Source organism: Paenibacillus sp. NPDC058367, assembly GCF_042723305.1.
GTDB lineage: Bacteria > Bacillota > Bacilli > Paenibacillales > Paenibacillaceae > Paenibacillus_AQ.
The window spans coordinates 426,504-451,132 of record NZ_JBHXIZ010000001.1 but is presented as its reverse complement, the minus strand read 5'-3'; the positions used below and the strand labels follow the sequence as shown (position 1 = coordinate 451,132).

At 41.4% G+C, this 24,629-nt stretch carries 23 protein-coding genes; 19 read left to right on the top strand and 4 right to left on the bottom strand.

Going from position 1 to position 24,629, the window contains the following annotated elements:
- Positions 1-12: 12 nt before the first annotated feature.
- The 5 genes from ACFWMP_RS02065 (at position 13) to ACFWMP_RS02045 (ending at position 5,185) form a co-directional block, all read left to right on the top strand.
- Positions 13-900: a carbohydrate ABC transporter permease gene (locus tag ACFWMP_RS02065; RefSeq protein ID WP_081382857.1), complete on the top strand. Its 888-nt coding sequence runs from the start codon at positions 13-15 to the stop codon at positions 898-900.
- A 59-nt stretch (positions 901-959) separates the two neighbouring features.
- Positions 960-1,877: a dihydrodipicolinate synthase family protein gene (locus ACFWMP_RS02060; RefSeq protein WP_379421789.1), complete on the top strand. Its 918-nt coding sequence runs from the start codon at positions 960-962 to the stop codon at positions 1,875-1,877.
- Positions 1,878-1,882: 5 nt separating this feature from the next.
- The gene (locus tag ACFWMP_RS02055) at positions 1,883-2,566 is read left to right on the top strand and encodes an N-acetylmannosamine-6-phosphate 2-epimerase (protein ID WP_379421788.1); all 684 of its coding nucleotides are present in this window, start codon (positions 1,883-1,885) and stop codon (positions 2,564-2,566) included.
- 19 nt (positions 2,567-2,585) lie between these two features.
- A complete protein-coding gene (locus ACFWMP_RS02050; protein ID WP_379421787.1) occupies positions 2,586-3,581 on the top strand; it encodes an ROK family protein in 996 nt (331 codons plus the stop codon).
- 197 nt (positions 3,582-3,778) lie between these two features.
- Positions 3,779-5,185 carry a GNAT family N-acetyltransferase gene (locus tag ACFWMP_RS02045; protein WP_081951105.1) on the top strand — a complete coding sequence of 469 codons (1,407 nt, stop codon included), beginning with the start codon at positions 3,779-3,781 and terminating at the stop codon, positions 5,183-5,185.
- 319 nt (positions 5,186-5,504) lie between these two features.
- Here the strand turns inward: ACFWMP_RS02045 and ACFWMP_RS02040 are convergent, their stop codons facing one another.
- Positions 5,505-6,041, bottom strand: coding sequence for a GNAT family N-acetyltransferase (locus ACFWMP_RS02040; RefSeq protein WP_339803153.1), 537 nt, complete (start codon positions 6,039-6,041; stop codon positions 5,505-5,507).
- 240 nt (positions 6,042-6,281) lie between these two features.
- Between ACFWMP_RS02040 and ACFWMP_RS02035 the strand changes: the two genes are divergently transcribed.
- Positions 6,282-7,469 (top strand): stalk domain-containing protein, encoded by a 1,188-nt coding sequence (locus ACFWMP_RS02035; RefSeq protein WP_076282829.1) that lies wholly within the window; start codon positions 6,282-6,284, stop codon positions 7,467-7,469.
- Between the two features lie 190 nt (positions 7,470-7,659).
- The gene (locus ACFWMP_RS02030; RefSeq protein WP_076121390.1) at positions 7,660-7,848 is read left to right on the top strand and encodes a hypothetical protein; all 189 of its coding nucleotides are present in this window, start codon (positions 7,660-7,662) and stop codon (positions 7,846-7,848) included.
- Between the two features lie 77 nt (positions 7,849-7,925).
- Here ACFWMP_RS02030 and ACFWMP_RS02025 read toward each other — a convergent pair whose 3' ends face one another.
- Positions 7,926-9,215 (bottom strand): adenylosuccinate synthase, encoded by a 1,290-nt coding sequence (locus ACFWMP_RS02025; protein WP_379421786.1) that lies wholly within the window; start codon positions 9,213-9,215, stop codon positions 7,926-7,928.
- A gap of 113 nt (positions 9,216-9,328) precedes the next feature.
- On the opposite strand from ACFWMP_RS02025, the gene ACFWMP_RS02020 reads away from it, so the two are divergent.
- The 6 genes from ACFWMP_RS02020 (at position 9,329) to ACFWMP_RS01995 (ending at position 16,182) form a co-directional block, all read left to right on the top strand.
- On the top strand, positions 9,329-10,207 hold the full coding sequence (locus tag ACFWMP_RS02020; RefSeq protein WP_042193785.1) for a LysR family transcriptional regulator: 879 nt from the start codon (positions 9,329-9,331) through the stop codon (positions 10,205-10,207).
- 45 nt (positions 10,208-10,252) lie between these two features.
- Entirely contained in the window at positions 10,253-11,494 is a 1,242-nt protein-coding gene (locus ACFWMP_RS02015; protein WP_379421785.1) for a molybdopterin-dependent oxidoreductase, read from the top strand.
- A 226-nt stretch (positions 11,495-11,720) separates the two neighbouring features.
- Positions 11,721-12,467, top strand: coding sequence for a hypothetical protein (locus ACFWMP_RS02010; RefSeq protein ID WP_379421784.1), 747 nt, complete (start codon positions 11,721-11,723; stop codon positions 12,465-12,467).
- Between the two features lie 13 nt (positions 12,468-12,480).
- Positions 12,481-14,169, top strand: coding sequence for a vWA domain-containing protein (locus ACFWMP_RS02005; protein WP_379421783.1), 1,689 nt, complete (start codon positions 12,481-12,483; stop codon positions 14,167-14,169).
- A gap of 24 nt (positions 14,170-14,193) precedes the next feature.
- On the top strand, positions 14,194-15,333 hold the full coding sequence (locus tag ACFWMP_RS02000) for a toxic anion resistance protein (protein ID WP_076282825.1): 1,140 nt from the start codon (positions 14,194-14,196) through the stop codon (positions 15,331-15,333).
- A 126-nt stretch (positions 15,334-15,459) separates the two neighbouring features.
- Complete coding sequence (locus ACFWMP_RS01995) at positions 15,460-16,182, top strand: sensor domain-containing protein (RefSeq protein ID WP_052404263.1); 723 nt, start codon at positions 15,460-15,462, stop codon at positions 16,180-16,182.
- An 86-nt stretch (positions 16,183-16,268) separates the two neighbouring features.
- On the opposite strand, the gene ACFWMP_RS01990 is transcribed toward ACFWMP_RS01995, so the two are convergent.
- Positions 16,269-17,057, bottom strand: a complete 789-nt coding sequence (locus tag ACFWMP_RS01990; protein ID WP_379421782.1) for a tyrosine-protein phosphatase — start codon at positions 17,055-17,057, stop codon at positions 16,269-16,271.
- A gap of 214 nt (positions 17,058-17,271) precedes the next feature.
- Here ACFWMP_RS01990 and ACFWMP_RS01985 point away from each other — a divergent pair, with 214 nt between their 5' ends.
- Positions 17,272-18,093: a DUF2785 domain-containing protein gene (locus tag ACFWMP_RS01985; RefSeq protein ID WP_379421781.1), complete on the top strand. Its 822-nt coding sequence runs from the start codon at positions 17,272-17,274 to the stop codon at positions 18,091-18,093.
- A 91-nt stretch (positions 18,094-18,184) separates the two neighbouring features.
- On the opposite strand, the gene ACFWMP_RS01980 is transcribed toward ACFWMP_RS01985, so the two are convergent.
- Positions 18,185-18,913, bottom strand: a complete 729-nt coding sequence (locus ACFWMP_RS01980) for an SDR family oxidoreductase (protein WP_379421780.1) — start codon at positions 18,911-18,913, stop codon at positions 18,185-18,187.
- A 155-nt stretch (positions 18,914-19,068) separates the two neighbouring features.
- Between ACFWMP_RS01980 and ACFWMP_RS01975 the strand changes: the two genes are divergently transcribed.
- From ACFWMP_RS01975 to ACFWMP_RS01955, 5 genes are all read left to right on the top strand, one after another.
- Positions 19,069-19,407: a winged helix-turn-helix transcriptional regulator gene (locus tag ACFWMP_RS01975; protein ID WP_042187604.1), complete on the top strand. Its 339-nt coding sequence runs from the start codon at positions 19,069-19,071 to the stop codon at positions 19,405-19,407.
- 27 nt (positions 19,408-19,434) lie between these two features.
- Positions 19,435-19,881 carry a hypothetical protein gene (locus ACFWMP_RS01970; protein ID WP_379421779.1) on the top strand — a complete coding sequence of 149 codons (447 nt, stop codon included), beginning with the start codon at positions 19,435-19,437 and terminating at the stop codon, positions 19,879-19,881.
- Between the two features lie 143 nt (positions 19,882-20,024).
- Positions 20,025-20,387 carry a BlaI/MecI/CopY family transcriptional regulator gene (locus tag ACFWMP_RS01965; RefSeq protein ID WP_379421778.1) on the top strand — a complete coding sequence of 121 codons (363 nt, stop codon included), beginning with the start codon at positions 20,025-20,027 and terminating at the stop codon, positions 20,385-20,387.
- A gap of 2 nt (positions 20,388-20,389) precedes the next feature.
- Positions 20,390-22,459 (top strand): M56 family metallopeptidase, encoded by a 2,070-nt coding sequence (locus ACFWMP_RS01960; RefSeq protein WP_379421777.1) that lies wholly within the window; start codon positions 20,390-20,392, stop codon positions 22,457-22,459.
- A gap of 1,134 nt (positions 22,460-23,593) precedes the next feature.
- Positions 23,594-24,607: an ABC transporter substrate-binding protein gene (locus tag ACFWMP_RS01955; protein ID WP_379421776.1), complete on the top strand. Its 1,014-nt coding sequence runs from the start codon at positions 23,594-23,596 to the stop codon at positions 24,605-24,607.
- The last annotated feature ends 22 nt before the right edge of the window (positions 24,608-24,629 follow it).

Sequence of the window (24,629 nt, the reverse complement as noted above, 5' to 3'; positions counted from 1 at the left end):
GGAGGGGACATCATGAATTCTACGAATCCATTAGAACTGAAAGCACCTATTATCCAGTCTAAGAAAGTAAGCGCATGGAAAAAAGAATTAACGATTCCAAAAATAATCGCTACAATCCTATTGATTTTGGCTACATTATTTTTTATCTTCCCTTTTTATTGGGTAGTTTCGGGGGCCTTTAAACTTCAAACCGTGGCAACGACCATCCCACCGGAGTGGTTTCCGTTAAAGCCGACGTTACAGAACTGGACAGAATTATTTAAGAATCCCGTAGAACGCTGGATGTTTAATAGCTTTATTATTGCTTTTGCAGAAATGGCTGCGATCTGTATTGTCTCCTCCTGCGCCGGATATGTTCTCGCAAAGAAATCGTTTCCCGGACGAGGAATTATCTTCACGATGTTTGTTGCCGCTATGGCATTGCCTAAGCAAGTTATTCTCGTTCCGCTGTTTACGATGTTAGCAGACTTTGGTTGGGTCAATACGTATAAAGGGCTTATTTTACCGGCAATTGGCTGGCCATTTGGAGTCTTTTTGATGAAACAGTTCGCGCAGACGATTCCGGGAGAGTTGATTGAAGCGGCAAAAATTGACGGCAGCTCGGAAATTCGATTGTTCGGAACGATCATTTTACCGTTATTGAAACCAGCAGTTGGTGCACTGGCCATATTCACCTTTATTACTTCATGGAACGATTATTTCAGCCAGCTAATCATGACGCGATCTACTTCGATGATGACCTTGCCACTTGGGGTTGCGACACTTCGAGGCGAATTCACAACGAACTATGGACTGCTTATGGCAGGAGCTGCGTTAGCTTCAATTCCTATGATTGCGATTTTCCTAATGTTTCAAAAGGCATTCACACAAGGGATTACGATGGGTGCTGTTAAGGGTTAAATATTCTTATAACAACGTAAATTAATGAGCTGTGACTTAAACGACGGAGGCTGTTATTTATGAAATCAACTGATCTTGAAGCTTTTAAAGGCATTATTATCGCTTTGTACTCCAGTTATGATGCCGAGGGGAATATAGATAAAGAAGCGGCACGCAAATTAGCTCGTCATTATGCTTCTACAGGTGTGAAAGGACTTTATGTTGGCGGAAGCTCAGGCGAAGGCATGCTGCAATCTGTAGAAGAGCGTAAACAAATGCTCGAAGCAGTTATAGCGGAAGTAGGAGATGAGCTTACGATCATTGCTCATGTAGGTGCTCCATCTACAAGAGACAGTGTTGAGCTAGCAGTACATGCTGAATTAGTTGGCGCACATGCGGTATCGGCTGTTCCGGCTATCTATTATCGTTTGTCTCCAGACAGTGTAGAAAGTCATTGGCAGGCGATCATTGATAGTACTTCACTTCCATTTATTATCTACCACATCCCGCAAACGACAGGCTTTCAATTATCTAAAAGCTTGTTAGTGAAGATGGCCGCGCAGGATAAAGTGATTGGCGTGAAGATTTCAGCAGAAAGTACATTTGAGCTTCAGCAGTTTAAGGCAGCAGGTGGAAATGATTTTCTTGTATTGAATGGACCAGATGAGCAGTACTTAGCTGGCCGTAGCATTGGGGCAGATGGTGGGATTGGTGGAACCTACGGGGTTATGCCCGAGCTATTTTTAAAAGTAGAACAATGTTATGGGCAAGGCGATATGGCTGAGGCGCAGAAATGGCAGTTCATAATCAATGATCTCATTGTAGAATTATTATCCTTTCCATCATTATATGGTGCATGCAAAGCAATTCTGAGTTTGCGTGGATTTGAAACGGGCCAACCGAGAATGCCTCTTCTACCCATCAAGGCTTCGGATCAGGATCGGGTGGAAGCTCTCAACAATAGAATATTAGAGTATATTCTTGAAGCGAAGGGATAGGGTTTATGATGACTCGAATGAGCGATATCTTTCCGATGAAAGGTCTGATCGTTTCATGTCAGGCACTTGAGCATGAGCCGCTTCATGGTGGGGATACAATGGCAAAAATGGCAAGAGCGGCGGTTCAATCAGGGGCAATTGGAATTCGCACGAATGGGGTTCCAGATATTCTAGCGATTAAAGAAGAAGTAAATGTACCGGTTATTGGACTTATTAAACGGGATATTCCCGGATCAGCCATATTTATTACGCCAACTCTGGATGAGGTGAAAGCAATCGTGTCCGCTAAAGCGGATATTGTTGCATTAGATGTTACGAATCGGGAAGGTCGCTTAGCGTCGGTTAAGCCTTTAATCGCATATGCCCATCAAATGGGTGTGCTTGTAATGGCAGATATATCGACTTTGGAGGAAGGACTGGCAGCGGAAGAATTAGGTGTAGATTTTATTGGTACAACACTTTCGGGCTATACACCATACAGCACACAACAAGAAGGACCAGATCTTGTCTTGCTGCAGCAATTATGCGAGTTCGTGAATATTCCCGTAGTTGCGGAGGGACGTATATGGACTCCGGAAGATGCGGCGAGCGCTAAGAGGGCTGGGGCATCTTATGTAGTTGTAGGAAGTGCGATTACAAGGCCACAGTTGATCACTTCACGATATGTCAAAGCCGTGATCGATTGCTGAGACTTAAGGAGGCGAGTCTGTGTTAGAAGGATATGATCCTCTAATGGAATATGCTGTCGGAGTGGATATCGGGGGAACGAAAATTAATGCTGGACTGGTTACACCACAGGGGGACGTAGTACATACTGTAAGTCTGAGCACAAAGGCTGGGTTCACGAAGACCGTGGACCGAGCTTTTCAGGCTATTCAAAGGTTAATAGAAGAAGCTACAGCCATGCATGCAGGCGTTCAGATTAAAGGGATTGGTGTAGGAACGGCAGGACAAATCGATTGGGAGGCAGGGAGTATTCGCTCGTCATCAGAGCTTATTCCTGGATATGCTGGGACAGCCTTGAAAGCGTTGCTTCAGACTCAATTCCAGCTTCCAGTAATCGTAGATAACGACGTGAATGTACTAGCATTAACAGAGAAATATCTAGGTTCTTGTATAGGTGTGAGCGATTTTATCTGTCTTGCACTTGGTACGGGTGTAGGTGGAGCCATTGTTATAGAGGGTCGTCTTGTCCATGGTTCTTGGGGTGGCGTTGGAGAGTTGGGGCATCTGTCTGTAGATTTCAAAGGACCTGCTTGTGTTTGTGGAGGAAGAGGCTGCTTAGAACATTATGCGTCAGGCACAAGCATTGCTCGTCGAATGCGGGAAAAACTAACTTTAAACAATGAGCCACTTGATAACTTAGAATCACGAGACGTGATCGCGAGATGGAGAGAAGGAGACCGTCTAGCTACAGAAGTAATGGAAGAAACAATTGCTGCGCTTGGTTCAGCTATCGCTTCGTTTATTCATATTTTTAACCCAAAGGTTATTGTTATTGGTGGTGGAGTGGCTGAAGCAGGTGAGCAATTATTCGAAGGAATAAGAAGAGAAGTGGCTACGAGAACGATGCCATCGATGCTGGAAGGCGTCCGCATTGAAGCAGCCTATCGTGGCAATTCCTGTGGAATGATCGGTGCGGCATTACAGATCTGGGAGTACGGAGTCCCATCCCTTTCATCTAGTAATGAAGGCTTTATCTAAATCTCTTGATTAAATAGAATAATTTACCGATAATGTTAAAGGGGATGAGAGTAAAGGTCAAATCTTTCTGGGGTCCCTAATCCGTTTATAAGGAGTGATGATGTTTGAGTACGAACAACACCACAATGAAGTCCGAGAGAGGTCAGTATTCGTAAGGGAAGAACACCTCTCAATGACTACGGGAGGCACTATCGGAAATGATGACTTTAATGAACATGGTGAGGGGAACAGAGAACGATCTACCTGCCAAAGAGATGATCAAGTATTGGAATCATGAGCCTGGAACTTTGAAGCTTGTGAGAGCAAGTAGCAATTTTATTTATACGTTTCAATGGAATAGTAAGCACTATTATTTAAGGTTTACTCACGAAGAGGATAATAGCGCAGAGAATATTCAGGCTGAACTAGATTTTATGATGTACTTATTGGAACAGGGCTATGAGACCGTGGCGCCAGTACGCTCCATGCAAGGGAAGTGGATTGAGACCCTTTTAACTGGAAATGGTAGATATCACGGGGTTGTTTTTGAACAAGCCCAAGGGGAGTACGTTCCGCTTGAAGAGATGTCGGAGCTGCAGTTCCAACATTGGGGTCAAACGCTCGCGAGATTGCATAATTTATCTGAGACTTATGCTCCGAGCACACCCGCGCGTAAAAGCTGGGTCGATTCGCTTCAATTTATTTTATCCGTATTAAGAAGACATCCCGAGGAGCATAAAGCGCTTAAGGAATATGAACGAATTGAGGCGTGGTTAAGTGAGCTCTCTTTTGGCGTAGGACATACGGGGCTGATCCATTTTGATTTTGAGACAGACAATATCTTTTATATGAAAGAGACGTCTCGATATAGTTCGATCGACTTTGATGACTCTATGTATCACTGGTTTGCGATGGATATCACATCAGCGTTAAGAGATCTATCCAAGCAGAATGATGATGAGAGCAAGAAGAACATCGATCTTTTTATTAGTGGATATAGATCTGTAAAGCGGCTGGACGATGAATATATCAAGTTATTGCCAGAATTCCAAAGGTTCTCTGACTTATATGGATTCGCTAGGTTGCTTCGAAGTTTAGAGAATTTGGACGTTTCTATTTGTCCGGAATGGGCACTACAGCTTAAAGCTAAATTAGATGCAATCTGTGATCGTATTCGGGATGGCTTTCATCCACATATTGCGCTGAAGACAATCACTGAGAATAACTGGTATGCCTGTACGCAATTAGAGGTGTCCAATGAGCAAAAAACGGTTTTTCCTGTACCAGTAGTCTATTGGTTAGCAGAATCGGCTTATTGCGGAATGACTCCGTTGGCTTTATACGCAGATGAAGAATTGGTAGGATTCTCAGTATATGCCGTAGATCCTGAGGACGGAAGTTATTGGATTATGGCTTTTATGATTGATCAGAAATATCAGAATAGAGGATTCGGTAGAACCGGAATGGATGCCTTGATTCGAACTATAAAAGCGGAACATCACTGCGACAAAATCGTTATTGGACATCGAATAGAGAACGAACGTGCTTCGAACTTATATACATCCCTTGGATTCGTTGAAATGAGCAGGGATGAGGTTGAAGTTATACGTGAGTTGATAGTGTAAAGAAAAGAGGCCGTTCCAAAAGTAGTTTTTAACTACTCGGGAGCGGCACTTCTTGTTATCCTGTAAATGAAGTTCCAAATGATGATCCAAGTGAAGTTCCAAGTGAAGTTTCAATAGAACAATTAGGGAATTTCTCCCTCTAATTCTGAGAATATTGGTTGCCAGACTTATAATTAGGGAAAACCTCCCCTAAATTCGTCTGATTTGATGAGAATCAAAGGAATTATCCTGATTTATAGGGAGGAATTCCCTAATTTCATTCATTATTAGCGGATATCGACTTTTTATAGGGAGTTTTTCCCTAATCAGTTTTAAACCATCAAATATTAGCCCACTCCTGCTCTAAAGAGGAATAGACGATCTCGTTGCACCATTGCTGATTACAGAATCTAGTCTCCCTAAGAACCCCATCTTTTAACATTCCTGCTCTAATCATTACTTTCTCAGATTGCACATTCTCGGCGTTGGCATAAGCAACAACCCTATGTGCATTAAGAGAGCTAAAGGCATAACCTATCAGGGACTTCACGGATTCAGTTGCATATCCCATTTTCCAATAGTCCGGGAGTAGGACCCAACCGATTTCCCATTCTCTGATTTCTTCCCAGTTTAACTTTATGCTGACATTACCGATGGGCTTCATATCCAGCTTTGTACATATTGCAAGATCATAATATTGCCGTGGATCACATGTTGCTTGAGACAAGATCGAAAGGAAGTCATCTTTAATTTGTTTTGCATCAGGTGCAGTGTTCTCATATTTGTAGGATAGGGGATTTTGTTCTAGTTCTTCATAAAAAGAAGAATCACTGCTTGTATAATCTCTTAAAATTAATCGGTTCGATACTATTTCCATGAATATAGCACTCCTAGTTTAAGTTTTAATTGTTCTTCAGTTGCTACCGCCTAATACGATTACAAAGACTCTGTTATACGTACTCTGTAACTTCTTGTAGATCCATGTAATTTCCTTTATTTTTCATAATATTTACACATTATAAAAATATAAGCTTAACAACCTTCCATTTTTATCTACAAAAATAGTGGAATTGTGATAAAGTAATATTGGTTTATTTACTAGAGGGGGATTTTGGAAATGAAAATGATTAAATGGGGCATCACTGCAGCGCTGGCAGTATCTATGTTTGGTCCAATTCATACAGCGAAGGCAGCAGATACAAGTGTACAAGCAGAGACTACGACTCAAAACAACGATGATCTAATCTTTAAGATGGACTATACGGAGATGACCGTTGGTGACAAGGTTCCAGTGCAGATTTTTGCAAAAGGTCCAGATGGCTCATCCGAACGTGTTCCACTGTCTCAAGCAGATATGGTTATTGAGAAGCCTTACTTATTGCAAAAGCTGCCTGATGGTTCAATAAAAGCATTAGCCGTTGGCGAAACAAATGTAACCGTACGTTCAGGAGCTAATTCCAAAACGTTAAAGTTATCTATCAGTGCTGATAAGGACATCGAAACAGGTGTATTAATCAATGGCACGATGTATTTGCCTGTACAAACTACCTTTAAGAGTTTAGGTGCAACTATTCAGACGAATACAGCCACTAAGACTTTTAGTATTCGTGTAGGGGATTTGCCTATTCAGCTTCAACTGGGCAGCGATATTGCTATGGTGAATGGGAATAAGGTGAAAATGAGTGGTAAAGTGCAAACCGTGGATGGAGGAGCAGTATTCCCTGCTACCCTCTTAAAAACAGCATTGGGAGCAGTATTGGACTTTGGTGCTCATTATGAGTCTTTGAACATCAATTTCGGTAAAGCTGAGTTATTTGCGTACACAAAAAATACGTTAAAAATAGCCAAAAGAGAATCTCAAGGTGACCTCGCCAAGCTAATCGGAAAGACTTATTGGTTCAACCAGTATGATTCCGACTATAAATTCCAAAAAGCAACGATTGTTGATATTCTTGTGAACGATGATAATGAGTTTTCGATTTCTTTTCAATTGGCATCAGGTAAAATTGTGAATTCTTATGATATGGAATACGATCAGGTCACTCGCGATCTGGCAAACAAAGAGTATTTCTTTACGTCTGATCCTACCAAAATCTATAAATGGTCTAATGCGATTTGGGCCAAAATCAAGGCGGGTACAATTTCGACAGGGATGACGAAGCAGCAAGTAGAATTAAGCTGGGGTACTCCAATTGATAAATCAAGTCTATCCGGCAGTGGAATTACAGTTGAGACTTGGCAATATAGAAATTATAATTACGTAACCTTTACAAATGGTGTTGTCTCTATGATTTACACAAATTAATGTAAGGGAACTATAACTTCATTTTAAATCAAAGGACGCCTTCAGGTTCATCACCGGGCGTCCTTTTCATATATTCGAACGCCTCATCATTGATTTAGTCATAGAGCCTGTCTCTGAAGCATATCTTTTGAAAGAAGCACTTTCAGAATGAAATGTTGACTATTTATTGACCGAAATGAGGGGTTTATTCATGGCAAAGTCAAAACGTGGACATGCACTGTGGAGTTTACCATCCAGGGGTCGGGGTACTTGTCCGGTCTGTCAGAGCACACGGATCAAACTGCTTTATCCAAAAAGAAAAACGGACGGATCAGTCGTTAAGGTTTGTAAGCGTTGTGACAAGGCGCCTCAGACGAAAGTGGATGCAGTGTTGGTATAAAAGAGTAACGCAAGGATGCCTAGTTGCAGCTATATGCATTTTGCATGTAGGTACAACTAGGCATCCTTATTTTGAAATTATTTCAGCGTACGCTGAATGACCTGATCACGTCTAGGTCCCACAGAAACAGTAGAAATACGTATTCCAATAGACGTTTCAATAAAGTCTACGTAACTTTTAGCTTGCTCTGGCAGCTCGTCGAAGTTCGTGATATGTGAAATATCGCAGTTCCAGCCAGATAAATGCGTTACTATCGGTTTTGCTGCGTTTAGCTTATTGGTTGCTGGAAACTTGTCGGTGATTTCCCCATTTTCAAGCTCATAGGCAACGCAAACCGGAATCTCATTTAAATAACCAAGAACATCCAGATTGGTCAACACAACCTCCGTTGCACCTTGCATCAGGCAACCATAGCGTGTAGCTACTGCATCAAACCAACCCATACGTCTAGGACGTCCGGTAGTCGCGCCAAATTCCCCTGCATCGCCACCTCGTGTGCGAAGTTCATCCGCTACAGGCCCTTCTAATTCAGATACAAAAGGTCCGGCACCAACACAACTGGAATATGCCTTCGTTACAGCGATAACATTCGTGATGGCAGCCGCAGGAAGACCCGCGCCGACAGATGCGTATCCGGCAAGTGTCGATGAAGAGGTAGAGTAAGGATATATACCGTGATCAGGATCGCGCAGAGCGCCTAATTGCCCTTCAAGTAGAATCGTTTCTCCTTTTGCATAAGCTTCTTGTAGTATTTCTGTTGTATTGGCAACGTATGGTGCCAATTGCGCAGCTTCCTTTTGCATCTGAGCCATTAATTCCGAGACTTGGATAGGGGCTTTCTTATATAAATGCTCCAGCAATACATTTTTTGAAGCAAGTAATTGTTCGAGACGTTTCTCAAGTCGGGCGGGATCAAACAAATCTGCAACTTGTATCCCGAGCTTCGCATATTTATCCGCGTAGAATGGCGCTATTCCTCGTTTGGTTGAACCGAACCCTTGTGACCCAAGTCGTTCCTCTTCCAGCTCATCAAACAAACGATGGATCGAGAGTACGATTTGAGCACGCTCAGACACGTACAACTTCGGCTGTGGAACCCCTCTATCTGCTAATGCTTGTAATTCCTTTACTAATACTTCTGTATCAAGAGCTGTTCCTGGTCCAATAATGTTTGTAACTGAAGGGTAAAATACACCAGAAGGCAGCATATGAAGCGAAAATTTTCCATACTGGTTAATGATAGTATGCCCAGCATTACTTCCACCTTGAAAACGAACTACATAGGATGATTGAGCGGCTAGTACATCTGTCATTTTTCCTTTGCCTTCATCTCCCCAGTTAGCTCCTACAATTGCGATTACGGTCACGTGATTACCTCCCAAGCTTGTGATTGGCTACAGGTCTAAGTATAATGCTAGATATAACATTAGAAAAATTGATATATGTAATATCTATTATAAGGTGAGGTAATGACTTGGGAATGGACATCAACTTGGAATGGTATCGCTCTTTTTATTGGGTAGCACAAACAGGCAGCTTAACTGCGGCAGCAGAACGGCTGAATATCACACAACCCGCGGTGAGTCACACGATTAAGCAATTGGAAGAAAAGATGGGCGGCCCCTTATTTTTCCGTACCTCTAGAGGGGTGGATCTAACAACAGAAGGAAAAGTACTGCTGCGATTCATTGAGCAAGCCTTTCAGAATGTGGAGATGGGTGAGCGAGCGATTGCAGAAATGAACAATTTAAATAGTGGGGAGATTCATATCGGTGCAAGCGATACCCTCTGCAAATATTACTTGTTATCTTATCTCGAGCAATATCATGAACAATATCCTAACGTACGTATTCATATTACGAATCGAACAACACCGGAAACGCTCACGCTTTTAAAAGAAGGCAAAATTGATTTCGGCATCGTAAGCTTACCGGCATCTGACAAGCAGATTGAATTTCGTAAGAGTACACGGCTCCAAGATTGTCTTGTAGGAGGCAAGGGCTTCCGTCATTTAGCAGATAATACGATGCCGCTTGCAAACATCAAGCAGTACCCATTATTATTCCTGGAGCCAGGAGGCAGCACAAGAAAGTACATAGATGGGTTTCTTGCCTCCAATCATGTGACGATAACACCAGAGTTTGAACTAGGCAGTGTAGATCTTCTTGTTCAGTTCGCTTTACGTGGCTTTGGTCTAGCTTTTGTTATTCGTGATTATGTAAGGGAAGAATTAAAAAGTGGGGAGCTTGTAGAAATCCCTTTAGATCCGCCATTTCCAGAGCGTAACATCGGGATAGCGACTCTTCGAGGGGTTCCACTCTCTGCTGCATCAAAGTCCTTTCTAACCTTATTGGACTAAATTAAATCGGGTGCGGGATTATACACATGAGGAGGAGGCTAAGCTATGAGTGATTTGCTTGGTCGGCTACGTAAGGGATACGGGAAAAAGCTGCGTGCACTTCACACCTGGAACGGCTGGATCGTCGTGATATTGGCCTTGACTGGGCTTGTGCTAGTAGGCGGTTTCTGGCGAGGTTTCCTTGGTGAAGGCAGGGTATGGATTAAAGGTCTGCATATTGTGCTAGGAATCGCATCTATCCTTCCAGTGATCTATTATCTTCTGTTGGCCAGTAAACATTGGAAACAGCTAAAGGAGAAGCCTTGGCAGCGGTTCAATGTACTTGTCGTGCTTTTCCTCTTACTTGGCTGGTTCGTTTCGGGCGTGTTGTTATGGCAGTTCCGTAGGGTTGGACCGCAAGTATCTAATCTTGCCTTGGTCGTTCATGATGTGCTGACATGGGTTGGTCTGCCTTACATTATCTATCACTCACTGACTCGTGTGAAGTGGCTGAAGGAGCCGAATCGTCGGACTATCAAGAGCGGGAGTGAGTTGAGTACCAATTCAACATATCAAGATACCCCGCAGCCAGTCTATACACGTAGAGCGTTCATTCGGGGAACGATTGGTGTAGGGCTTGCCCTTACAATCGGTCCTTCATTTGTAAAATGGCTAGGTAGCTCGATTGGAAACATCGGAGGCAGCGAAACGATCGATAAATTAATTGAAAATGATCGCAATCAGCTGTTGCCTGCACCACAGCCACTGGCGGCATCATCACCGCCACTTGGAGGTGGGTCACAGGGTCAGTTCCGTGTCTATACAGTAACTCCTATTCCGGAGTTCACGAACGATAATTGGTCCTTTAAGTTGGATGGTCTTGTTGATCAGAGCTTAGCATGGAATTGGGAGCAATTCGTTCAATTGCAACGGACGGTTCAAGTGAGTGATTTTCACTGCGTGACAGGTTGGTCCGTCTATAAGAATACCTGGGAGGGCATCAAGCTGAAGGATCTTCTACAACTAGCTGGTGTGAAGTCCACTGCAAAGACAGTGAAATTCTACTCAGGGGATGGAGTATATACAGATACCCTTACGCTGGAGCAGGCGGATATGGACGATGTTATGGTCGCGGTTATGCATGATGGGAAACCGATTCCGAGCGATCTCGGTGGACCGGTTCGGCTAATTGTCCCCAAAATGTTCGCTTACAAGTCTGTGAAGTGGCTGAACCGGATTGAACTGATCGAGGGAGAGCATACAGGATATTGGGAGCAACGTGGCTATTCGAATGATGCTTGGGTATAAATGAGTTTACTTAACCTTAATGGGCTTTGGGCCTGTTAAGGTTTTTTTGCGATTACGGACGTAATCACAGAAATACTTCCATATATATAGAAGTGAATCAACGAGGGGTTAGAGATCCTCTGCGGAAAATTAGTTTTTTTGTAAATAAAAGGAGTATGACGTAGTAGTTTCTGATAAAATAAAGCAAATGATGGAAAAAGTTACCGGATCGGTTAAGGAGGTGTGTATGTTGAACGGTGCGAGATCCGTAAAGCTATTAGGGCTTATCGTTGGTGTGGTGTTAGTGAATATTATGGTTTTGTCACCAGGGTTACTAGGAGTCGAAATTGGGGGAGAAAGCGTTCTAGAGACTTCCTTTGGTGTGACATTAGTAGTGATCAGTCTTCTTGTTGTTCTTTATGGAAGTTATAGTTTGCTGTTTAAAGCTTCGGTGGTTCCACCTGTAAAAGAGATAAAGACGCATGAGGATTATATAGCAGCGCTCACGCAATACAAAAATGTAAAGGTGCTGAAGAAGGACATTACACTGGCTTTGGATCAGGTCATTCGGATGGAAAAGAAGAAAAATACGTTAATGGTTATCCTTGGTCAGAGATTTGAGCAGTCGGAGCTAAGCTTCAAGAAGTTTGGTGCGGTCAGTTATGAAGTAGAGAAGCTTTTCTATCTGAATATTCGAGGGATACTTAATAAGTTAAGTGTTTTTGACGCTTCGGAATTCTCCCTTTTTGCCAGTCAGCAGAGATCTGCGCAGTTCTCGGATAAATTGGTGCAGAAAAAAACAGCGCTATACAATGAATATTTGGCTTATGTAACAGGTTATCTCGGTGCAAACGAAGAGATTTTGCTGAAGTTAGATCAATTACTTCTCGAAATATCGCTATTAGACAGTACGAATTATAAAGATGTTGAAGATATGCCTTGTATGAAGGAGATCGATGAATTGATCAAACAGACGAAATTCTATAAGCAATGAAAGGAAGATGCGAATGGCTAGGAAAGGGAGAACATTTTTAGTCCTCGGAATTATAACAGTGGTAGTTTTTGCTCTTGTGTATTTTGGGATCACCTTAACATCTAATTTAGGTAAAACCACTACTGAGGTTTCGTCAGAAGATGCAGGAAAGCGGCTGGAAAAACTTTATAAAAAAATTAACGTAAATATCGCGGAGCAAGTTAAAGGACAAATTGACCTTGATCCTGTAGCGATTGGTGATTCCTTGCCGGATATTTCTAAATTTCCTATATCAGTATCCAATACAACGGATAGCTTTGTCGAAATCTTTTCATCCACAGAGAAATCAGGAACGGGTAATGATGGATGGCTTAATGAAGTGGCGACAGACTTTAATAGTTCCAATATAGAAGTGAACGGATTACCTGTTTCAGTAAAAATTCGCAATATTGCTTCAGGAACAGCGACGGATTACATAAGGTCTGGTAAATATATACCAGATGCTTTTACACCATCCAATGAGTTATGGGGTGAGATGGTAAAAGCGAACGGAATGAATACGCAGCTTATAACCAATCGTCTTATTGGTAATGTAGCCGGTATTGTCACGAATAAAACGAAATATGATGAGTTAGTAGAAAAGTATGGTTCTTTAAACGTTAAGACAATTACTGATGCGATAGCGAATAATGAATTATCTATGGGTTACACAGATCCTTTTGCCAGCTCAACAGGTTTGAACTTTCTTGTGACTGCACTTGGGACGTTTGACAGCTCTGATTTGCTTGGAGAGCAAGCGGTTCAGGGCTTTGAGAAATTCCAAGCGAATGTACCTTTTATCGCATCGACTACTTTACAAATGCGTGATGCGGCTAAAACGGGGAAGCTGGATGCTTTTGTATTAGAGTATCAAATTTACGCAAATGCCCCCGAACTAAAGGGTAGTTATGTATTTACTCCTTTTGGTGTAAGGCATGACAGCCCCCTTTACGCATTAGGTGATCTTCCACAAGAGAAGCTGGACATTATTAAGAAATTCGCGGAGTTTGTTGAACAGGATAAGTATCAGCGTTTGGGTGAGGAAAAAGGTTTTAATGGACTGAATGACTATCATTCGGAGGTTAATCCAGTGGATGGCAGTCTTTTATCCTCGGCTCAAAAGCTGTGGAAGGAGAAGAAAAACGGCAATAAACCCATTGCGGCAGTATTTGTAGCTGATGTCTCAGGTAGCATGAACGGTGAGCCTTTAAATCGTTTAAAGCAATCATTATTAACAGGACAGAAGTACTTGGGCAAAGATAATAGTATTGGTTTTGTTTCCTACTCCGATAACGTTACGATAAATCTTCCAATTGGCAAATATGACACGAATCAGCAGTCGATGTTTGTTGGGGCAATAGATAGTCTTCAGGCGAATGGGGGGACAGCGACTTTTGATGGAATTGTGGTGGCACTCAAAATGCTTCAAGACGAAATGAAGATAAACCCGGAAATCAAACCTTTAATCTTTGTATTAAGTGATGGAGAAACGAATGAAGGTCATTCACTGAACGATATCAGGGGCTTAATTGAAACCTATAAAATTCCGATTTACACCATTGGCTACAACGCAAATATTAAAGCACTGGAGAGCATTTCAAGTATTAATGAAGCGGCTAACATCAACGCGGATACAGACGACGTAGTCTATAAAATCGGAAACCTGCTTAATGTTCAAATGTAAGTTACAACTTTTAGGAGGGGTTCTATGTCTTTTACGATGGAAGTAGTAAGTCCGGAGAAATTGAAATCAGCGATTGAAGAACAGGTTAAACCTGAGCCACAGGAAGTAACGCAACTGAAGGAAATGGCGATAACCAATGTCTCGACGATTTTGGAGCTGGATTTAGAATCTTTGGATAAACGAAAAGAAGTGCTGCAATCCATAGACAGCTTCGGGATGAGCACCATGAGATCGTCTTCAGACAAGAACTCTCTTTTGCAAGTTTCTGTAGGGAATTTATCAAAAACAGGGGATGAAGGCGGGCAAGTAGCTAAAGGATTAACGGAACTAAACCTCCAGTTGAAAGATTTAGACCCAAGCGCAGTGGATTTTGCCAAAAGTGGTCTTCTAGGGAAGTTCTTTAACCCATTGCGGAGTTATTTTGCGAAGTATCAAAAAGCAGATGCTGTAATCTCAGATATTATCATTTCTTTAGATAAAGGCAAAACCGTATTGAAAAATGATAACACTACATTAGAGTTTGAGCAGCAATCGCTTAGAGAACTCACTAAAAAACTGCAGAAAGAAATTCAGCTGGGAATGCTGATGGATCAGGAGATTGAGGCTCAGCTAGATGCAGCCAAGTTACGTAATGAGTCTGAAGAAAGAGTAAAGTTCATAACGGAGGAGGTGTTGTTTCCTCTGCGGCAGCGTGTGATGGATCTGCAACAGATGCTGGTAGTAAATCAGCAGGGAATTATGGCGATTGAAGTGGTTATACGAAATAATAAAGAGCTAATTAGAGGGGTGGACAGAGCTAGAAATGTTACGGTTTCTGCCCTGAAAATCTCCGTTACGGTGGCCAGTGCACTTTATAATCAACGAATTGTTTTGAAAAAGATTGAACTCCTAAATCAAACAACCAACACGCTAATAAGCGGCACCTCAAAAATGTTGAAAGATCAGGGGGCGGCGATCCATAAGCAATCCCTAGAATCTAGCATTTCAGTAGATACTTTAAAACAGGCATTTACAGATGTGCTATCCGCTTTAGATTCGATAAGTACGTATAAGCAGGAAGCTCTTCCTAAAATGCGTGAAACCATTAACCAGTTCAGAGAGCTGGCAGATAGCGGAGAACAGCAGATCGTGCGGCTCGAGAAGGGGAATAAGCTGGGCTTGTAGCTATTTCCAGTCTAAACCCATCCTAGCCTTTAGTCTGGTAAGACTCCGGTCCTAAGACTGTTTTGAGCCTTCTCTTTCTCACGTATAATGAGATTAATTGATAACGTGAGAGGAAGGACATAAGAAATGAACGATAAGTTGTATACAATGCCGATCGGAGCGGTAGATTCCATGCAGATTCCCGTAGAATCGAAATCACAATCTAAACCAGGCAAACGTCGATCAAGTCCCAAGACCTATCGGAGTATGTTGTATTTTATAATCTCTTTGCCGATTACGATTGTATATTTCGTGTTTATGGTGACAGGATTAGCATTATCGATTGCTTTAACACCAATTTTCATCGGTATACCCTTGTTTTTCGCAGTAGCTAAAGGGTTAGATTACATTGTGAAATTTGAGCAAGAGCTAGTAAGATCACTACTGGATATTCCTAGACCGAGTGAAGAGCGCAGAACGGATATGAAGCAAGAGGGAGCGGGCTTCCTGCAACGCATGAAGTTAGGTTTTGATGGTGCAAAGTTTGCACGTAACATCATGCTGATTATGGGACGATTCGTATCCAGCATTATCTTCTTCTCACTAACGATAACTGTGGTAGCGGCAGCGCTAGGTCTGATCACACTACCTGTGCTACATCAGATTTTCTTGCAAACGATGGATTTGAATATTTTGGAGAATAGTGTGTTTGCCTTATTTAATATCGACTGGACATTATCTCAGCAATACATTTCCTATGTTGTAGCGGGACTCGTCGTTTCTGTGATCGCAACTTGGGTGATTAAATCGTTGATGGATGTACAGCGTAGAATGTTGTTTGTATCCTACGAGGAAGAACGTCAGTATTAAATGGAAAGAAGCGTAGCTCTTAAAGAGCTACGCTTCTTATACTTTTATCGCTATCTTAATGAATTAGTCCATAGATCAATAAGTTATTAAGCTTCTAAACAGTAGGCTTGTAGCTGCTTGCGCTTATCAGCAGTCATGCCGAATTCCTGTTCGAGGAAAATCTCTACACTTTTATAACGCGCGTCAATGGCAGAGAAAATGGCTTCCATGAATTCTCTGCGTAATATAAGCGCAGCCATAACAGTATCGACTTCCTTCGGTGACAGATGTTGTGAGGCTTGCTTTTTTATTTGCTCATTCAAAGGACCCAGTGTCTGATTGGAGAGCAAATAGTCTTCTATAATCGTCTCTCTTGGAACCCCAAGTGCTAGGAAGATGAATGCTGATCCTACGCCAGTGCGGTCTCTTCCACCGGCACAATGATGCAGGATACTGAATTCATCTGGAAGCATAATGGTTGCCATAAGTCGCTTAAAGGAAGGGTTATTAAAGGCCATATCCAAATACATATTAACCAAGAAGTCTGTCGTAAAATGTTCAAGGAATCCAGAACGAACCACATCTCTCATGTCTCCAGGCACCTCTTGCTTTAGCGCAGGTACACAAATGTTATTAACTCCTGGAATGACTGGATCTGGTTTTAAACGAATTTCTTCTATTCCCCGATAATCAAATATGGTCTTAATTCCAAGTGATTTAAAGAGCTTTATATCTTGATCGCTCATTCCTGTTAATTCGGCTGATCGAAAAAACAAACCGTATTTGACTCTACGGCCATCAGAGGTGGTGTATCCCCCCATATCTCGGAAATTGAGGACGCCTTTAAAGGGGAGAACACGACGCTTAGAATCTGTTGTTTCTAGTTTCTGGTTCATTTTCGTACCACCTTTGGTTGGTTATTGAATAGGCTATTCTAAAATGTAGAAAGGGTGTCGCGTAACAATAAAAGTTTGCTCTTAATACTATATATAGTACCATGATAAATGCCGACAACCCGAAAGGATAGTGTGACATTTTCCAAACTAATATCTCTGTTAATTGTCGCGTTATTACGCTGTATACGGAAAAATTCTAGTAGGAGTGTGTAAAATGAATTTAAAAGAAAAGTTGATAGTAATAAAAGAAAATGGCTACCAAGCACCTCCCGATACCTTCCAGTTGATACAAGAAATGATACATAACATCGGTTCTGTGGATGCCGAGCTGCGTGATGACCTGATTTATACAATCTTATCACACTGGATTCCTGGTAATTCTCTAACTGCAAATGAACTAGAACAACTTCTTCCAGTTATTTTGGATCATAACCATTTGCATTTTAAGCTTGGTGAAACAAATACAGATGCTGTCTTTACTCGATCTTTCTCAATGCTAGTCATACCACTCGTCTTAGAAAGACATAGAGAATCACCATTTCTCTCAAGAGAGCAAATTCATCTGATAAAAGAGAAAGTATTTTACAATGTACAAGAAGAGCGAGATTACCGCGGGTATGATGAAGAAAAAGGCTGGGCACATGCCATAGCCCATGCAGCAGATGCTTTAGACGATTTAGCTCAATGTTCCGAACTGGATAACAATGACCTCATAACGATTCTCCATTTGGTTTATGAAAAGATGATCATAACAGATCGAATTTACTCCGATGGGGAAGATGAGAGAATGGTAAGACCCATAATTAGTGTTTTAAATAGAAAAATACTTAGTCAGACTTATGTAGAGCAATGGATTCAAGGTTTTGGTGATGTGGAGAAAAATTCAGAGTTTCTTCCTGCCTTTAGGCAAAAAAATAATATAAAGAACTTTCTGAAAAGTTTATACTTTCGAGTTAAATTTTATAAAGTAGATGCCGATCTCTGCCCAACTATCGAGCATACATTATATAAAGTAGAAAAAGTATACTATTCCTAATTAAGAAAAAAGTTAGGTACGGATTCAGGCGCTTACATAGGATTATGTTTATTAAAAAAAGCCCAAAAGATATATGGGCTTTTTTTGTTTCTTATCGCAAAATATAACCCCCATCAGGAAATAGGGTGCTTCCCGTAGTATAGTTATTAGTCATCAAATAAATGGTTGTATGTGCTGCTTCATCGGGATGTCCTACCCTGCCAAGGATATTCATATTCGTATATTCATCATAAGACTTGTCTCTAGTCTCTTGTTCTGCTCCTACCCAATTAAAGTTGGTATGAATGGTGCCTGGGGAGATGACATTTACTCGAATCGGAGCTAACTCAACAGCCAATGCTTTTCCTAGACTCTCAATCGCGCCGTTACAAGCTGCATAGGAGGCACCGTCTGCAAGAGGTCGTTGGCTGAATGCGCCAGACATCAGAACAATAGAGCCGGTTGGACTTATATATGGGATCGCGCATTTCACAGCATTATATTGAGGCCAGAACTTTGCATTAAAGCAGCTATGCGCAATCTCTAAGCTTGAAGTAATCGGTCCTCTAACATAAGAGGCGCCGGGAGTGAACAAATGATCGAAGTTGCCGATTTTTTCAAAAAAAGACTTTAAGTCTTCTTCATTTTGATTATCAAGCGAATGAGTTTCGGTAGATTCGGACCCTAGAATTTGTTGAGCTTTTTCTAATTTATCTTGTGAACGCCCAGCGATTATGACATATGCGCCTTGTTCAACCGCTTGTTTGGCAGTCGCGAGCCCTATTCCGGAGCTTCCTCCGATAATGACGATTCGCTGGTTTTTTAATGAAATACTGGACATTTTTATCTACTCCGTTCATAGTTAAATGGACTTTTAAGTTCTGTTTTTTATTATTAGGTATAAAAGAAATTCTGCACAGTACGCACTTTTTTCGTACTAGGTACGATTGTTCGTACTAGGTGTGAAATAGATTAACTATCGAAAGAGATGATCACATGGATTTACTGGAGCCGAGATTGGCCGGAGTGCTTACAACGCTTGATAAGATCGGTGGAAAGTGGAAGCCGCTCATTTTATTTATTTTATTGATAGATGGTACCAAACGATTTGGCGAACTGCGACGGATCATTCCAGATGTCTCTCAAGGGACATTAACGAAGCAACTACGGGAGCTTGAAGAGGATCAACTTATCGATCGTGTGATTTTTCATGAGCTTCCATTGAGGGTGGAATATAGTATTTCAGAACATGGCAAATCACTAATTACTGTTTTGGATAGCATGTGTGGCTGGGGAAGGATGCATCAGGAGTATTTAAATAATACAAATAAGTAAGGGGCGGACATTATTATAAATACTATTTTGCAGGACCCAACGGGTCAGGCCTATAAGACGCTGATACAGGTAGCTATGGAAGTGTGTGATGAATTTATTTTGGTCAAACGGGATCAGATGGAGTTAGAGTCAGAAGGATATGAACTATTGGAACGGTTAAAGCCTTTTCTCAAAGAGATCGTCAAAGATGATTATTGGCCGGGAACTCGGCTTATGGGACATTATGCAGATGTTTATTATTTTAGATGTTCACCGGATGCGGTCGATATCCTACTATCCTATTCTACGAGCTTGTACTCATGGGTGCAGACTAGAGTGCCCGATGATCTTTGTTTTTTAAGACAGGGGCAACCGTGGTTAATCAATACAGCTCATGAGCGAGAAAGCCATATTGTAACTGATGTAGAAGAGGAGCTTAACAGACTAGAAGAGAGCGGAATATTGTTCCGTGACTTATCTGTGTTTTATCCTTAATAAAGATAACAATGAGGCGATGTTTGCAAAGACATAGTCTCTTTTTTTGTACTGGAAATTTTTGTAGACAAAATGGTCTACAAGTTGTAAACTCTAATTCAAATAGAAGGTCTAGGAATTATAGACCAACGGGAGGCGCAAGGTTGAAGGATCTCAGACTGACCGAAATGGAAGGGAAATTTGCGGAATTAATATGGGATCATGAACCGATTCCGTCAGGGAATCTGGTGAAGTTATGTGAATCCGAGCTCAACTGGAAGAAATCAACAACGTATACGATGTTGAAAAGACTTGAAGCTAAAGAGATTTTTGAAAATGATAATGGTGTGGTAGGTTCTCTTATCAAAAAGGATGACTTTTATGCGGAGCAGAGCAAGGCGTTTGTGAAGGAAACCTTCGGCGGTTCGTTACCCAAATTTTTGGCTGCTTTCACAAAGAGCCGGAAATTAAGCGACAGCGAAATTGATGATGTTCTAAGACTAATCCATGAGCATAAGGAGGAGTAACGGTGGATCAGCTGTTTGAACTACTTTTAAACATGAGCATTACGGGAAGTTATGTGATTGTGTTTATCATCGTGGCACGGCTGTTCTTAAGAAAAGTTCCCAAAATATTCTCCTATGCCTTATGGTCTGTGGTTTTGATCCGACTCCTGTGTCCGTTCTCGATTGAGAGTATATTTAGTTTTATCCCATCTGAAGTACAGAACTCACCTCTAAATAAGCTATACACACAAACGCCTCAAATCCAAAATGTAATCAACACATCCGAGCAAGCCGTAAATAATATATCACCCGTACCTATCCCCTCTATACCTGCTGCACCAAATGGTATAAACCCTTCAAATCCTTCAGACGCGTGGCTTAACATAGGCCAATATATATGGTTGATCGGGATTGCGCTGCTGCTCATTTACAGCATTATTGCCACTGTTCGACTTTCACGAAACTTAAGAGCCGCAACCCCTCTTTTCGAAAATGTATATGAGCACAACGGCATCTCCACACCTTTTGTATTCAGCCTCTTTAAGCCTAGAATATACCTTCCAAACGGTCTTTCCGATCATGAAAAAGCTTATATCATCAAACACGAGCAAGTGCACATACACAGATGCGACCACATCATAAAACCTCTCGCGTTCGCTGTTCTGTGTATACATTGGTTTAATCCAGTGGTTTGGCTTGCTTTTTATCTGATGAGTGATGATATGGAGAAATCCTGTGACGAAAGCGTCATAAGACAGATGGGCAGCGGAATCAAAAAGGAATATTCGACCTCACTCTTGTCCTTATCTACTGGAAGACGATTTATGGGTGGTTCACCGCTTGCCTTTGGCGAGAGCAATACAAAAGGACGAATCAAAAATATTCTGAATTACAAAAAACCAGCCTTTTGGGTTGTTTTAGTCGCAATCTTAGTCGTGGCTGCGCTGTGTGTCGGACTCATAAGTAATCCGAAAAATGATCCATTAACCGTAAAGGATTATGCCGAGCAATTTATGGAGCAGAACATGACGAGCTATGAGAATAGTACAAATGTTAAGATGGTTGACAGTAAAATTACTAAGCTTGAAAAAATAGCGTCATTCGACGATCTGTTTGCAACACCCTTGGAAATTTGGAGTTTAGAATATCGCTTGAAACCGGATGATCCAGCTAAGCTGACGATGACGGAAAATGTGGTTGATGGATTTATCACCGAAGAAGGAAGCATGGGAAAACCGATACTTATTTTTTCCATTATGAATTCAGCACCACAATATTTGGGCGTAATCAGGAGTGGAGAGAATGACATATCCACACCAGCCGGTCAGGAAATGGCAGTGCGTGTGTTTCTTGAAGCAAACCATCACCTTCCGCATGAAACTTATAGTGGGAAGCATATTCTAGTGAAATTCCCCATAACGACAGGCGAAACAAGCCAACTGTTGTTATCCCAACCTGTTATTCAAGGAGATTCAGGAATTTGGAGCGTAGAACGTTGGAAGGATTCGAATGGAAATGAATATTACAATACACCTCAAACTGATGTTACGATAGCTGAATATTATGCCCGTCTGCAGACATTAGCGGATCAGGGGGAGGAGCCGGCACTACTTGATCCTTTGCAGGTCGCCATGAATTATATAAGCAATGATATTGGAATGGTTCAGCATGTCAAGCTGGATCAGCTTGTGGTGGACAATGAGGCTACAGCTGATGATTTTGCGATCACACCCGAGAGTATATTAATGGGCTATGTTTTTAATCTTAACCTGGAGAATCATTCCTTTGATTTTGATAACATTGAATGGCTAACAATGGAGGATTCCGCTCGCTTTAAAGGGTTGAATATTAATCCAGATGAGGATATGCCCAATGGATTTTATATCCTCAACAAATATACGTATACCGATCCATTAGAGGTTACAGAGGATACGAGATATTCTATAGTTGATGCTAATGCGGGTGCTCTAAAAGAAGTAAGCAAGCAGGAGTTTATTGAATATTTCAAGCAATATACTGATTTTGTGCCCCCGTGTGTGATTACTAAAAAAGACGGATATGTCACCAGCATTGCTGAGAAATATATGCCGTAATTTATACGCTGATGAAAAAGTTGAATTTATATTTAAGCGCTGAAGAACCCGCACTTGGTGCGGGTTCTTCAGCATGTTCTTCAGCATGTGTATCGGCGCTGGCTCGTTTAGGTTACCTTCGGCACAATGTATTCGGTTTTTCGCATACATTTGTCTTATTTACGTTACCGTCGGCACATTGTATTCGGTTTTTCGCATACATTTGGCTCCTTTACGTTAGCTTCGGCACATTGTATTCGGTTTTTCGCATACATTTGTCTTTTTTACGTTACCGTCGGCACAATGTATTCGGTTTTTCGCATACATTTTGCTTATTTACGTTAGCTTCTGCACAATGTATTCGGTTTTTCACATACATTTGGCTTATTACGTTACCTTCGGCACAATGTATTCGGTTTTTCACATACATTTGTCTTATTACGTTAGCGTCGGCACATTGTATTTGGTTTTTCGCATACATTTGGCTCCTTTACGTTAGCTTTGGCACATTGTATTCAGTTTTTCGCATACATTTGGCTTATTACGTTAGCGTCGGCACATTGTATTCGGTTTTTCGCATACATTTGTCCGTAAGCTCGACTAAAACATGTATTTTAAGGATTTAAGGTTCGCTCGGTCCGTCATCCCAAAGAGGCGTGTGCTTAATTAAAAACAGGGCTCCCCATGGCCAACAGTTGAATATAGGCCCATCCCTTGAGTTCATTTCACATTTCTCCGCAATCTAGAAATTTTAAAAATTCTATTATAGCAAGCATAAACGCCTTCGGTGTTCTTAATAGGATGGTAGAGTCTAGGCCACTGGCAGACCCAACTGTTTACGAAACTTATTCCGAACTACGACAGAGAGTGCATCTAGCTCGACAAGCTCTGCCAGAGCATACGCCTCTTGAAGACCAACCTGCATTAGATGCAGTCATGTGACACGGATGCACAGCCAGCTCGATTTCCTTTTTTAACAATTACGTCATCTGCGGAAATTTCTCCCTTTATAATGATCTGACAATTTACAAAATTTCATATATTAAAAGAAATCTATTGATAATTATTCTCATATGATTTAATATGATAACGATTCTCATTATCATTACTTTGCTATAAAGAATGATAAAAAAAATAGAGATGGGGAGATAGAAAATGAATCAGAAAAAAGTTTTATTAGCAGGGGTATCAGCGGTTTTAGCTTTGAGTTTGGCGGCATGCGGTAACAATGAAAAGGATAACGCAGCTTCAAAAAGTGCAAATAATTCCGCCGTAGCAGCAGAGGGAAATGCAAACAACAAAGGAAATACGGCTCAGGAGGCAGTTGCCACTGAACAAACCATTACATATCTAGGTAAGGATTATGTTGTACCTACAGAGATTCACAATATCGTAGCTGCAAGTCTGGAATCTATGGAAGATGCTGCAATTCTAGGAGTGAAACCTGTAGGCGTGCTAGCCATAGCAAATGCCATTCCAGGTTATCTGTCAACTGAATTAGCTGGTGCATCTTTAGTGGGGGATAAATTTGCTCCAAGTAATGAGGCGATCTTGCAGCTAGATCCAGATGTTATTTTAGGGTCTTCCAAGTTTGGTGAAGATGTGTCGGGTGCGCTTAATAAAATTCAAACGATGATTCCTTATTCACATATATCAACGAATTGGAAAGATAATCTGCTTTTACTAGGTCAATTATCCGGAAAGACCTCAGAAGCAGAAAAGATTATTAGCGATTATGAATCAAAAGCTGCTAGTGCAAAGGCTGACGTTGGAGAAAAGTTGAAAGATAAATCAATTCTAGTTATTCGTATTCGTGAGGGTAGTATGTGTGTGTATCCAGCGGGTGTTTACCTGAATCCGGTTATTTACGAAGATTTAGGTGCTACCATTCCCGAAGTAATAACAACTACTAAAGCTCAAGCTGAGCTTTCACTAGAAGCTTTAGCGGAAATTAATCCGGACTATATTTTCTTGCAGTTTGAGACCAGCGAGAATACGGATAATGCAACGGCACTTGATGATTTACTTAAGAATCCGATCTTCAAAAGCGTAAATGCAGTCAAAAACAATCATGTCTTTGTAAATGCAATTGATCCGTTGGCGCAAGGTGGTACAGCTTGGTCTAAAGTAAGATTCCTGGATGCTGCAATTGAAAATCTCTTGAAGTAAAACCGAAGGTGCGATAAATAAG